The sequence below is a fragment of the Jejuibacter sp. L23 genome, assembly GCF_050815825.1.
GTDB lineage: Bacteria > Pseudomonadota > Gammaproteobacteria > Enterobacterales > Enterobacteriaceae > Jejubacter > Jejubacter calystegiae.
In genome coordinates this window covers 4148055-4161080 of sequence record NZ_CP138199.1, presented here as the reverse complement: position 1 = coordinate 4161080, position 13026 = coordinate 4148055, and the positions used below count along the sequence as shown (strand labels likewise).

Annotated in this window: 12 protein-coding genes; 5 read left to right on the top strand and 7 right to left on the bottom strand. The window is 59.0% G+C overall.

Annotated features, from left to right (window positions below; all coding sequences use genetic code 11):
- The first annotated feature begins 86 nt into the window (after nt 1-86).
- Nucleotides 87-1280: a murein hydrolase activator NlpD gene (gene nlpD, locus SCU88_RS19990; RefSeq protein WP_175340948.1), complete on the top strand. Its 1194-nt coding sequence runs from the start codon at nt 87-89 to the stop codon at nt 1278-1280.
- 61 nt (nt 1281-1341) lie between these two features.
- On the top strand, nt 1342-2334 hold the full coding sequence (gene rpoS / locus SCU88_RS19985) for an RNA polymerase sigma factor RpoS (RefSeq protein ID WP_175340947.1): 993 nt from the start codon (nt 1342-1344) through the stop codon (nt 2332-2334).
- Nucleotides 2335-2404: 70 nt separating this feature from the next.
- On the opposite strand, the gene SCU88_RS19980 is transcribed toward rpoS, so the two are convergent.
- The 6 genes from SCU88_RS19980 to ltnD are packed head-to-tail and all read right to left on the bottom strand — an operon-like array spanning nt 2405 to nt 8477.
- Complete coding sequence (locus SCU88_RS19980) at nt 2405-3904, bottom strand: gluconate:H+ symporter (RefSeq protein WP_175340946.1); 1500 nt, start codon at nt 3902-3904, stop codon at nt 2405-2407.
- On the bottom strand, nt 3901-4851 hold the full coding sequence (denD, locus tag SCU88_RS19975) for a D-erythronate dehydrogenase (RefSeq protein ID WP_175340945.1): 951 nt from the start codon (nt 4849-4851) through the stop codon (nt 3901-3903). The genes SCU88_RS19980 and denD overlap by 4 nt, the downstream gene beginning before the upstream one ends.
- Nucleotides 4852-4891: 40 nt before the next feature.
- Nucleotides 4892-5671 (bottom strand): HPr family phosphocarrier protein, encoded by a 780-nt coding sequence (locus tag SCU88_RS19970; RefSeq protein WP_175340944.1) that lies wholly within the window; start codon nt 5669-5671, stop codon nt 4892-4894.
- Between the two features lie 3 nt (nt 5672-5674).
- On the bottom strand, nt 5675-6307 hold the full coding sequence (locus SCU88_RS19965; protein ID WP_175340943.1) for an aldolase: 633 nt from the start codon (nt 6305-6307) through the stop codon (nt 5675-5677).
- Nucleotides 6304-7563 carry a 3-oxo-tetronate kinase gene (gene otnK, locus SCU88_RS19960; RefSeq protein WP_175340942.1) on the bottom strand — a complete coding sequence of 420 codons (1260 nt, stop codon included), beginning with the start codon at nt 7561-7563 and terminating at the stop codon, nt 6304-6306. Before otnK ends, SCU88_RS19965 begins: the two co-directional genes overlap by 4 nt.
- Nucleotides 7560-8477, bottom strand: coding sequence for an L-threonate dehydrogenase (gene ltnD / locus SCU88_RS19955; protein ID WP_175340941.1), 918 nt, complete (start codon nt 8475-8477; stop codon nt 7560-7562). Before ltnD ends, otnK begins: the two co-directional genes overlap by 4 nt.
- 198 nt (nt 8478-8675) lie before the next feature.
- On the opposite strand from ltnD, the gene ygbI reads away from it, so the two are divergent.
- On the top strand, nt 8676-9437 hold the full coding sequence (gene ygbI / locus SCU88_RS19950) for a DNA-binding transcriptional repressor YgbI (protein WP_175340940.1): 762 nt from the start codon (nt 8676-8678) through the stop codon (nt 9435-9437).
- Nucleotides 9438-9477: 40 nt separating this feature from the next.
- On the opposite strand, the gene mutS is transcribed toward ygbI, so the two are convergent.
- Nucleotides 9478-12036, bottom strand: coding sequence for a DNA mismatch repair protein MutS (gene mutS, locus SCU88_RS19945; RefSeq protein ID WP_175340939.1), 2559 nt, complete (start codon nt 12034-12036; stop codon nt 9478-9480).
- 425 nt (nt 12037-12461) lie between these two features.
- Here mutS and SCU88_RS19940 point away from each other — a divergent pair, with 425 nt between their 5' ends.
- Entirely contained in the window at nt 12462-12671 is a 210-nt protein-coding gene (locus SCU88_RS19940; protein WP_138093019.1) for a hypothetical protein, read from the top strand.
- 105 nt (nt 12672-12776) lie between these two features.
- Entirely contained in the window at nt 12777-13022 is a 246-nt protein-coding gene (locus SCU88_RS19935; protein WP_138093016.1) for a hypothetical protein, read from the top strand.
- The last annotated feature ends 4 nt before the right edge of the window (nt 13023-13026 follow it).

Genomic DNA, 13026 nt, shown 5'->3' with positions numbered 1-13026 from the left:
GTGCAATGCGTACCATCATCGCCGACGCCGATAGATAAGTCGCAGTGTCTGGCTGGCATTAATCAGAATTCACTCCTGGGGGAGCTATGAGCGCGGGAAGCCCTAACTTCAAATTACGTCGGATTGCGACATTATCGCTGGTCAGCCTGTGGCTGGCAGGCTGTTCCAATAACTCAACCCAGGCGCCGATCAGTTCGGTAGGGGGCAACGACGCAGGCTCCAGCGGCAGCGGCGGTATGGTGATTTCTCAGCCGCCGCCGATCCAGAGCCAGCCTCAGCAGGCCCAGCCGGTACAGCAGCAGACTCAGCCGGTACAGCAGCAGACTCAGCCGGTGCAGCAGCAGGCCCAGCCGGTACAGCAGCAGGCTCAGCCGGTGCAGCAGCAGGCTCAGCCGGTACAGCAGCAGGCTCAGCCGCAGTCCCAGCCGGTGCAGATGGAAAATGGCCGCATCGTCTATAACCGTAGCTATGGGGATATCCCTAAAGGCAGCTATTCCGGCAGCACCTACACCGTAAAACATGGCGACACCCTGTTCTATATCGCCTGGGTGACCGGGAATGACTTCCGCGATCTGGCTCAGCGCAACAATATTCAGGCGCCTTATGCCCTGAACGTGGGTCAGACCCTGCAGGTGGGCAACGCCTCCGGCGCATCGATTACCGGCGGTAACGCGGTGACCGAGGCCGATGCTAAGGCTCAGGGGGTGGCAACCGCATCTGCACAAAATTCAAACGCGGCAGTTGCGTCGAAACCGACAATTACGTATTCTGAAGATTCAGGTGAACAGAGTGCTAACAAGATGTTGCCGAATAACGCGCCCGCGACAGGTTCTGTAGCGGCGCCAGTTACGGCACCAACGAACAGCACGGCCGAACCGACTGCCAGCAGTACGTCTACCAGTTCGCCGATCTCATCATGGCGCTGGCCGACTGAGGGCAAGATTATCGAGAACTTCTCTGCCGCCGAAGGGGGCAATAAAGGGATCGATATCGCAGGTTCGAAGGGTCAGTCCGTCATCGCTACCGCCAACGGGCGTGTGGTCTATGCCGGAAACGCTCTTCGTGGTTACGGCAATCTGATTATCATCAAGCATAATGATGACTACCTGAGTGCCTACGCCCATAACGATACTATGCTGGTCCGGGAACAACAGGAAGTTAAGGCGGGGCAAAAAATTGCTACCATGGGTAGCACCGGAACCAGCTCGACACGTTTGCATTTTGAGATTCGTTACAAGGGGAAATCCGTAAACCCGCTGCGTTATTTACCGCAGCGATAAGACCGGCAAAGTACGCTTGTGCCAGGTGCTTTGCCCAGGGATCACGGGTAGGAGCCACCTTATGAGTCAGAATACGCTGAAGGTTCATGATTTAAATGAAGATGCGGAATTTGATGAGAACGGAGTAGAGGCTTTCAATGAGAAAGCCTTGAGTGAAGAGGAACCCAGTGATAACGACCTGGCAGAAGAAGAGCTGTTATCACAGGGTGCTACACAGCGTGTCCTTGATGCAACGCAGCTCTATCTCGGGGAGATAGGTTTCTCCCCGCTGTTAACAGCCGAAGAAGAAGTTTACTTCGCTCGCCGTGCCCTGCGCGGTGACGTTGCCTCCCGCCGACGCATGATCGAAAGTAACCTGCGTCTGGTGGTGAAGATTGCCCGCCGTTACAGCAATCGTGGTCTGGCGCTGCTGGATCTGATTGAAGAGGGAAATCTGGGGTTAATCCGCGCTGTGGAGAAGTTTGACCCCGAACGCGGCTTCCGCTTTTCAACCTATGCCACCTGGTGGATTCGCCAGACTATCGAACGGGCGATTATGAATCAGACCCGAACGATCCGTCTGCCGATTCACATCGTGAAAGAGTTGAATGTCTATCTGCGCACCGCGCGCGAACTCTCCCATAAACTTGACCATGAGCCAAGCGCAGAGGAGATCGCCGAGCAGCTGGATAAACCGGTGGATGACGTCAGCCGAATGCTGCGCCTGAATGAGCGTATCACCTCGGTGGATACGCCGCTCGGCGGTGATTCGGAAAAAGCGCTGCTGGATATCCTGGCCGATGAGAAAGACAACGGTCCGGAAGACACCACCCAGGACGATGACATGAAACAGAGCATCGTTAAGTGGCTGTTTGAACTGAACGCCAAGCAGCGTGAGGTGCTGGCCCGTCGCTTTGGCCTGTTGGGCTACGAGGCGGCCACCCTGGAAGACGTGGGGCGTGAAATCGGTCTGACCCGCGAACGCGTGCGTCAGATTCAGGTCGAAGGGCTGCGCCGGTTGCGTGAGATCCTTCAGACCCAGGGGCTGAACATCGAGGCCCTGTTCCGCGAATAAGTGCTTTATTCCGCATAAAAATGCCCGCCAGCTTTCTCACTGGCGGGCATTTTTCTTGCTGCAATATTATCTACTTAACCTTCACCGCACCGGTTACGTTTTGCTTTAACGGCTGATAACGCGCCCAGAGAATAATGGCCGCCAGCACCACCAGCGGCACCAGGGGATCGAGCCAACTGCCGCCGCTGCCAAACAGCAGGTTAAGCAGCGTCACGCCGATACCGCCAATGGCCCAGGCGATAGTGGTCGGCACCGACCAGGCCACCATCTGTTGCTTCACATCGGAAATCCCAATCATGCGATTCACTACCCAGTACAGGCTGTCATTGAAATAACCGAAGAACAGCGACCCCATGGTGGCCGCCTGGGCGGCGAGCAGCATATTAATGCCGGGTAACTGCGCCAGGATCGGCGCGGATATCGAAGCCGCGGTGATCATCGCCACGGTGCCGGATCCCTGAATCACGCGCACCAGGGTCGCGATAATAAAGGGGATCAGGATCGGCGATACCGGCAACTGGGCGACCTGCTGCGCCAGCTGATGCCCTGCGCCGCTATCGCGTAGCACCGCGCCTAGCGCCCCGCCAGCGCCAGTCACCAGCAGAATAATGCCCGCGCTCTGAATCCCCTCTTCAAGGCGTTCCGCCGTGGTGTGTTTGTCCATTCGGGGGACCAGGGTATAGACCGTCAGCAGCACGCTGATTGAAAGTGCGACAATGGGGTTGCCGATAAACGCGATCCCCTTAACTACCGGGTGATCGTCGATCCCGCTCATGCTGTCGAAGGTCGCCAGGGTTGAGCAGATAGCTTTCAGGAAGATCAGCGCCACGGGCACCAGGATCGGCAGCAGCGACAGCGTCAGGCCCGGCAGGTTTTTCTGTTCTTTTTCTTTGTGATACTGCTCCAGCGTTTGCTTAAGCTCTTCGCTGCCCGGCGTGGCGGGAATAAAATGGGGGTATTTCTTATCCAGCCACTGGGCATAAAACACAATCCCGATAACGCAGGGTATGGCCAGCGCCATCCCGGTTAGCAGCATGGCGCCAATATCCACGTTAAAAATACCGGCAACGCCCAGCGGACCAGGGGTTGGCGGTACGGTATGGTGCGTCACCACCAGACCGCCCGCCAGCGCGATTCCCATGGTCAGCAGCGATCGTTTACCGCTTTTCGCCAGCGCCTTGGCCACCGGATAAAGAATCACGAAGGCCGAATCGACGAAGATAGGAATGCTGACAATATAGCCGGTCAGGGCCAGCGCCCACTCTTCACGGCGTTTCCCCAGCCAGCGGATAAAGCTCCATGCGATACGTTCCGCAGCGCCGGAAACTTCCAGTAATCGGCCCATCATCACCCCAAGGCCGATGACGATACCGATGCTGCCAAGCGTAGTGCCGAAGCCGCTGGTGATAGTCGACAGCGTTTTATCGATCCCCATTCCGCCGATCAAACCGGCGATGCAGGCCGCGCAGAGCATAGCGATAAGCGCGTGTACCCGGGTGCGAAGTACCAGCCACACCAGCACGAAGACCGCGACAATCAGCCCGATGATGGGAGCAGGCAGGGCGTTCATACGGCCTCCTGAATATCGTCGGTACAGAAACGTTGCGTGATGGCGTCGAAGTGCGCGTCGGCGACAAACCCTAACGCCAGAGCGGGCCGGTTATCGATACGTCCCGGCCAGGAGGCGACTATGGCTTCAATCTGCGGATCCCGCTGATGGCGGACGCGGGCCAGAGCTTGCTCGCCGCCGGTACGTTCCAGGGTATCCAGCATCTCCTGAACCGTGACGCTAAGGCCGGGCAGATTAATACTGCGCTTCAGTTCCGGGGATTCCAGCGTGGCGGCGTACAGCAGATTGGCGACCACCGTTGACGGGCTGGCTACCCACAGACGCAGATCGGGAGAGACCGGGCAGAGAGTATTTTCCCCCTGAAGCGGCTCCCGGATAATGGCGCTAACGAATGAAGAGGCCGCGCGATTGGGCTTCCCGGGCCGGACACAGATGGTGGGAAGGCGCAGCGCCAGGCCGTCAACATAGCCTTTCCGGCTGTAGTCGTTTACCAGTAGTTCGCAGGCCGCTTTCTGCGCGCCGTAGGAGGAGACGGGCGTGAGGGCCGTCGCGTCATCCACGCATTCGGGCAGGGGGCCTCCATACACCGCCAGCGAGCTGGAAAAGACAAAGCGTATTCCCGGGTGGCTTGCGCGACAGGCTTCCAGCAGGCGCCGGGTCAGGTCCAGATTAACCTGCCAGCCGAGAGAGAAATCCTGCTCTGCGTGGCTGCTGACAATGGCGGCCAGGTGATAAACCACGCCGGTATCCGGGCCGATAAGGGATTCAACCGCTCCCGGGTAGGTGAGATCGGCTTCGAGACAGCGCAGGCGTGGGGAGTCGACGGGGCGCTGCGGCAGGTTGATATCCACCAGCAGCAGTTCGTCGAATGGCTGGGATGACTGGAGCAGGGCGCTGGCCAGCTTCTGGCCGATAAAGCCCCCTCCACCGGTAATGATTATCTGCATCCGGTGTTCCTCTTTCATTATTATTCAGGGACAGAAGGTGTTATTGAGTCAGCGCGTTAAGCCACGCCAGACCCGCCAGGGTTGCGGCGCGCGGCTGATATTCGCAGCCCACCCAACCGCGATACCCCACTTCGTCGAGCAGTCGAAACAGCCAGGGGTAATTGATTTCGCCCTCATCCGGTTCGTGTCGTCCCGGAACCGAGGCGATTTGTACGTGGGCATAGCGCCCGGCGTATTCGCGCAGCAGATGGCTCAGATTGCCGTCCACCTGCTGGGCGTGGAAGGTATCCAGTTGAATAAACAGGTTGGGACGGGAGACTTCGTCGACCAGCGCCAGTGCCTGGTACTGGCTGGCGAACAGATATCCCGGCTTAATGCCTGGGCTGAGCGCTTCCACCAGAATCCGTTTCTGGTGACTGGCGAAACGGTCGGCGGCGTAGCGCAGATTATGGATAAAGGTGGCGCGATAAGCTTCGCTATCGGCCCCCGGGGGCACGACGCCCGCCATAATATGGACCTGCTCGCAGTCCAGCGCGATGGCATACTCCAGCGCGATATCGATATCTTCCCGGGCATCGTTCTCCCTGCCGGGTAATGCGCTACGCCCCCACTCACCGCGCTGGCTGTCGCCCGGGCGGGTATTAAACAGCGCCAGGGTCAGCCCGTTCGCCTCCAGCTGTTCGCGGATTTCGGCGGCGGAGTAGTCGTAAGGAAACAGGAACTCCACCGCCCGGAACCCGGCCTGAGCGGCCGCGGCGAAGCGCGCCATAAAGGGAAGCTCGCAAAACATCATCGACAGATTGGCGGCAAAACGCGGCATGGATTATCTCCTTTGGTTGAGTTCTGCAATTTCCGCTTCGGTCAGATAGCGAACCGGACTACCGCGCAGGATAAATATCAGCTTCGCCGTCTCTTCCAGCTCTTCGGCGTTATTGGCGGCCTCCTGCAGCGAGCCGCCGCCCACCACCGGGCCGTGATTCGCCAGCAGGAAAGCCCGGTGTTCTGCCGCCAGCGCGGCAAGGCTGGTCGCAATACGCTCATCGCCGGGGCGGTAATAGGGCACCACCGGAATGGCCCCTAACTGCATCACCACATAGGGCGTAAAGGGGCGGATGGCATTACCGGTATCCAGTCCCTCCAGACAGGAGAGGGCCGTAGCCCAGGTGCTGTGCAGGTGAACCACGGCTTTGCAGTCGGGGCTGTTGTGATACAGCGCCAGATGAAAACGCACCTCTTTGGAAGGCTTATCGCCGCTGATCCACTGGCCCTGTGGCGTGACCTTCGACAGTCGGGCGGGATCGAGGCGCCCCAGGCAGGATCCGGTCGGCGTCGCCAGCAGGTTGCCGTCTGGAAGTCGTAAAGAAAGGTTTCCCGCCGATCCGGTGGCATAACCACGCTGGAAAAACGATGTGGCTATCTGCACCATCTCTTCGCGTAATAGCATCTCTTGCGTCATACCGGAAACGCCTCCTGTGCGCGGCTAAAGAAGGCTTCGTCGCCGAAATTGCCGGATTTGAGCGCCAGCGAAACGGGTTTATCGAGGGCGTTGACCCAGGGAACGCCGGGAGAGATGGGGGGGCCGATATGAAAACCGGTAATGCCCAGACTCTGGGTTACCACGCCGGAGGTTTCACCGCCCGCCACGATAAAACGAGTCACGCCCTGGTCGGCTAGCATTGCGCTGAGGGTGGCGAACAGCGCTTCAACGGCCAGGCTTGCCCGTTCTGCGCCGAACTGTCGCTGGATATCGGCCAGCGCTTCGGGCGCTGTGGTCGCGGCAATCAGCGGCGCCAGCTGGCTGTGCTGATCCATAAACCAGGCCACCAGCTCGTGGGCGTACGCCGTGCGGTCACCTTCATCCAGGCAGCGGGCGATATCCAGATGGATGGTCGGGGCGCGTTTCTGATAATGCTCCACCTGACGTTGGGTCATTGAAGAGCAGGAGCCTGATAGTACCGCACCGGGGCCTGCCAGCGGATAACCGAGCTGGCGGGCATCACCGGTACTGGTGGTCGCCCGGTGGCGCGCCAGCCCCGCTGCCAGGCCGGAGCCGCCGGTAATCAATGGCCAGTCGCATAGCGCTTCACCCTGAATCGCCAGATGGCGATCGTCCAGCGCATCGAGTACGGCATAGCGATAGCCTTGCTCGCGGCTGCGCGTTAGCGCTTCGCGCAGCGCCACGGCGCCGCGTTCGATAACCGATGCCGGGATAACCGCGCAGCGCCCGCGGGACTGGGCCTCCACCAGCCTGGGCAGATAGCTGTCGGTCATCGGGTTAACCGGATGATGGCGCATCCCGGATTCAGACAAAAGCTGCCCCTGGACAAACAGATAGCCCTGGTAGACCGTGCGTCCGTTGACCGGCAGCGCCGGGGAAAAGACGGTAAATGGGATTTCCAGAGCATCCATTAAGGCATCTGTTACCGGGCCGATATTGCCCCGGACGGTGCTGTCGAAGGTGGAGCAGTACTTAAAGTAAATCTGCGTGCAACCCTGATTTTTTAGCCAGCCCAGCGCGCTCAGCGAGGTAGAAACGGCCGTTTCCGGCGGGCAGGCGCGGGTTTTCAGGCTGATGACGATGGCCTGACATTCCGGCGCCGGGCCCGTGGGGACCCCGTTGAACTGCACCGTTTCGACGCCGTTTTCCACCAGAAAGCTGGCGATATCGGTCGCGCCGGTAAAATCGTCGGCGATGACGCCCAGTCGTATCATGGCTGCTCCTTATGGGGGGCATCAGGAAGGGTGATGCCGGAAAAAATCTTGATGACCGCGCTGTCGTCCTCTTTGCCGAATCCGGCATTGCTGGCGCTGGTAAACATGTTGAGGGCGGTGGTGGCCAGCGGCAGGGGAAAACGCAGCCCCCGGGCGGTATCAGCCACCAGCCCCAGGTCTTTGACGAAGATGTCGACGGCGGAGTGGGGCGTGTAATCGCCATCCACCACGTGGCGCATCCGATCTTCAAACATCCAGGAGTTTCCGGCCGCGTGGGTGACCACGTCGTACATGACATCCAGGGGAATGCCAGCCCGGGCGGCCAGCGCCATGGCTTCTGCGCCGGCGGCGATGTGCACGCCCGCCAGCAACTGGTGGATAATCTTAACGGTGGAGCCCGCGCCGGGTTCGCTGCCGATGCGGTAGACCCGCTCGGCAACCGCGTCCAGCACCGGAGCCAGCGCCTCGAAGGCCCGGGCGCTGCCGGATGCCATCACCGTCATTCCGCCCGCCGCCGCCTTCTTTGCGCCGCCGGAAACCGGGGCATCCAGCATCTCCAGGCCGAGCCGGGCCAGCCGGGTGGCGATCTCCCGCGCGTCATCGGCGGAGATTGTCGAGCTGACCATCACCGCCATGCCCGGCTTCAGGCATTCGGCCACGCCGTCAGGGCCAAACAGCACCTGTCTGACCTGGTCTGCATTGACCACCAGGATAAGCAGAGCATCCAGACCCGGGGCGAATTCCCGGGCGCTGCTGGCAACGCCTTGCGCCCCCGCATCGCTCAGCGTCTGACGCGCAGTGGGATTCAGGTCCGCTCCCCAGGTGGTTAATCCGGCACGCAGACAGGAAAGGGCCGCGCCCATCCCCATAGCGCCCAGTCCGACCACACCGAGGTTAAATGTTGGACTCCTCATCAGGACTCCTCCAATGTTAAATTTAGTGACTATTTGTTCCCTGGTGTGAATTTAATCGTAATGATAAATTTTTAGGGTGCGCTGATTCACAAAAAATCACATATACTGTTATTTTTTGTGAATTCCACCCGGTCTGGCAGTGAGCGGAGCCCTGGCAAATAGCGTAGAATCGGTTCAGGAAAAAGAAAGGAGAGAACGGTGATACCCGCAGAGCGCCGACAAATTATTCTGGATATGGTGTCTGAAAAGGGCATCGTGAGTATTGCTGAGCTTACCGGGAGGATAAAGGTGTCTCATATGACCATCCGCCGGGATCTGCAAAAGCTGGAACAGCAGGGCAGCGTTGTGCTGGTCTCCGGCGGGGTTGAGTCCCCGATGCGTCTGGCCCAGGAGCCGTCCCATCACTCTAAAACCCTGCTGGCCGAAGCGCAGAAAGCGGCCATCGGTCAGTTGGCCGCCCAGCGGATTAAGCCGGGAAGCTGCATCTATCTGGATGCGGGAACCACTACCCTGGCGATAGCCCGGCAGTTACACCATCATCAGGATCTGACGGTGGTCACCAATGACTTCGTGATTGCCGACTATCTGCTGGATAACAGCGATTGCACAATTATTCACACCGGTGGCGCCGTATGCCGTGAAAACCGTTCCTGCGTGGGGGAGGCTGCGGCGACGATGCTGCGCCATCTGACTATCGATCAGGCTTTTATTTCGGCATCTTCATGGAGCCTGCGGGGCATCACCACGCCAGCGGAAGACAAAGTGACGGTGAAGCGGGCCGTTGCTGCCGCCAGTCGCCAGCGGGTGCTGGTATGCGACTCCACTAAATATGGGCGGGTGGCGACCTGGCTTGCTCTTACAATGAGCGACTTTGAACTGCTGATTACCGATGACAGACTGCCGGAAGGGGTAGAGCGGGCGTTAAACGAAGCGGGGGTTTCGGTGCTGTTGGCAAAGTAGCGCGTCCCTCCGCCCCCGGAGAGGGGGCGGAGGCGTTGTCTTACACCAGACTTTTCAGGCGATAGATCCAGTCCAGCGCCTGGCGTGGTGAAAGGGTATCGGGATCCAGCGACTCCAGGGCTTCCACGGCGGGGGAGGTCTCTTCCACCGCCAGCAGCGACATCTGGCTGCCGTCTACCTGGCTTGCTGCCGCGTTGCCGGAAATCTGTTCCAGTTCGCGCAGTTTCTGGCGCGCCCGTTTGACCACCTCTTTAGGCACCCCGGCCAGCGCCGCGACCGCCAGACCGTAGCTCTTACTGGCTGCTCCTTCCTGAACGCTGTGCATAAAGGCGATGGTGTCGCCATGCTCAACGGCATCGAGATGGACGTTGGCAACGCCTTCCATCTTTTCCGGAAGCTGGGTCAGTTCAAAGTAGTGGGTGGCGAACAGCGTCATCGCTTTAATGCGATTCGCCAGGCTTTCAGCGCAGGCCCAGGCCAGCGACAGGCCGTCGTAGGTCGAGGTGCCGCGGCCAATTTCATCCATCAACACCAGACTTTCCGCGGTGGCGTTATGCAGAATATTGGCGGTCTCGGTCATCTCCACCATAAAGGTGGAGCGGCCAGAGGCCAGGTCATCGGCGGCGCCGACCCGGGTAAAGATGCGATCCACCGGGCCAATTTCGGCTTCGGCCGCAGGCACGAAGCTGCCTATCCAGGCCAGTAGCACAATCAGCGCGGTCTGGCGCATATAGGTACTCTTACCGCCCATGTTCGGGCCGGTGATAATCAGCATGCGCCGCTGGGCTGAAAGCGCGAGCGGGTTGGCGATAAAGGGCTCTTTCAGCACCTGCTCAACCACCGGATGGCGACCGTCCACCAGGCGAATCCCCGGTTTATCGCTAAAGGTGGGGCAGGTGTAGTTCAGGGTTACGGCGCGTTCGGCCAGGTTGACCAGCACATCGAGCTCTGCCAGCGCAGCGGCGCTCTGCTGAAGTTCTCCCAGATGCGGCAACAGCAGATCGAACAGTTCGTCGTAAAGCTGCTTTTCCAGCGACAGGGCTTTGCCTTTCGAGGTCAGTACCTTGTCTTCGTACTCTTTCAGCTCAGGAATGATATAGCGCTCGGCGTTTTTCAGGGTCTGACGGCGCACGTAGTTCATGGGCACCATATGGCTCTGGCCGCGGGAGACCTGGATGTAATAGCCGTGTACGGCGTTAAAGCCCACTTTCAGGGTGTCGATGCCCAGCCGCTCGCGTTCGCGAATCTCCAGCTTTTCAAGGTAGTCGGTAGCGCCGTCGGCCAGGGCGCGCCACTCATCAAGTTCCGCGTTGTAACCGGGGGCGATCACGCCGCCGTCGCGTACCAGCACCGGTGGCGTTTCAATAATGGCGCGCTCCAGCAGTTCGCACAGCTCGTTAAACTCTCCCATCTGCTCGCGCAGGGTCTGTACCGAATCCACCGCTACATCTGCCAGCTGCTCGCGCAATTCGGGAAGCTGCTGGAAGGCGTGACGCATACGCGCCAGATCGCGGGGGCGGGCGGTACGCAGCGCCAGACGCGCCAGAATACGTTCCAGATCGCCCACCTGGCGCAGGACCGGCTGTAGCTCGCTACCGCTATCCTGGAGTGCGGCGATAGCCTGCTGGCGGCGTTTAAGCTTTACGGTATCGCGTATCGGCATATGCAGCCAGCGCTTCAGCATACGGCTGCCCATGGGGGTGACTGTGAGATCCAGCACCGACGCCAGGGTATTTTCCGTTCCGCCCGCCAGGTTCTGGGTGATTTCCAGGTTGCGGCGGGTGGCGGCATCCATCACGATACCGTCCTGCTGGCGTTCCATGGTGATGGAGCGGATATGGGGCAGGCTGGTGCGCTGGGTATCCTTCACGTACTGCAGCAGACAGCCAGCGGCGCACAGCCCGCGAGCGGCGTTTTCCACGCCAAAACCGGTCAGATCCCGGGTGCCGAACTGTAGGTTCAACTGCTGACGGGCAGTGGCTATCTCGAACTCCCACAGCGGGCGGCGGCGCAGGCCGCGGCGGCCTTCAATCAGGCTGGTTTCACAAAAGTCTTCGGCGTAGAGCAGCTCGGCGGGGTTGGTACGCTGCAGCTCTGCGGCCATCGCTTCGCGATCTTCGGGTTCAATAAGTCGGAAGCGGCCGGAGCTGATATCCAGCGTGGCATAGCCGAAGCCTTTATCGTCCTGCCAGATGGCCGCCAGCAGGTTATCCTGACGTTCCTGCAGCAGCGCTTCGTCGCTGATGGTACCCGGGGTGACGATACGCACGACCTTACGCTCCACGGGGCCTTTGGTGGTCGCCGGATCGCCGATCTGCTCACAAATCGCCACTGATTCACCCAGATTCACCAGCTTCGCCAGGTAATTTTCCACCGCGTGGTGGGGAACGCCCGCCATCGGAATCGGCTCACCGGCCGAGGCGCCGCGTTTGGTCAGGGAGATATCGAGCAGCTGAGAGGCGCGCTTCGCATCGTCGTAGAACAGTTCATAGAAGTCTCCCATCCGGTAGAACAGCAGGATATCGCGATGTTCCGCCTTCAGGCGCAGATACTGCTGCATCATGGGAGTGTGGGCGTCGAAATTGTCGGTCGTGCTCATGGCGTTTTCCGTTTTATAGATTCAGAACTGCGTGATTTTTGTCGTTCTTGTTGGCATCACAGGACTCCCTGTCATCAAAGATGCCGCATTCCTTCGGGCATGCTCGGGGTATGGGTGGCGCAGCGATGCGTGCAGGGGCACGGAGCGGTACCGGGCACTGCGGCCTATGATATCGAAGTCTGCTATACAGGAAAACCGCAGAGGAGAAGGAGTTGCGAGATGTGCCGATAAACAGGAATTTTACGGGAATTCTTTAAGGGGGATTTATGGTGATTTATAGGGGGATCCTAATATAGGTTGTACTCTGAAAGGCCAGAGACAGATGGGGATTTTGTTGTGAAAATGCCCGGGTCTTATTGGGTTGAACCTTATTCTTCTGAAGAGTAAGTGCATGATATTATTGTTTATATATTAACAGGGCTAAAATGACCTTTCCCGAAATCATTAAGATGAACGTCATTATCTGGATCTTCTGGGCGGTGGAACTGTTCGTCTTTGTCGGACTCGCCTGGGTGGCCAGCCTGATTTTGCCGGACGGCTACTGGGTTGCCTTTTGCGCGCTGCTGCTTGTTGTCGTCACCGTCGTGGGGATTCGGGTATTTAACCGGGTGATGGAGAGGGAACAGAAAAAATAGCGCCTTTCGAAAATATCCGCTCAGCCGGTAATCCTTTGCGATAAGAGGCTTCTTATCGTACGCTTTATGCTATCGCATCATGCCTCTGATGCAGGAAGAGTAAATATGCTTCAATGGTTAAAACGCGCTGGTTCGAAGATATTCGCTTTGTTTATCGACGATCTGATTACATGGGCGATAACCTGGATTTCGATTGGGTTGATCGTGTTGTTCGCTCTTGCTACCTCTCCTTTTTTATCTCCCGGCCTCTGGGCGCTGGTTAACGGCATTTTTGTTATTTGTACCCTTATCGGGGTGTCGTTCGCTTTTTCTCATTTACCCTGGGGCCGGAAATCTTCCCGCTCCCGGTGAGCCG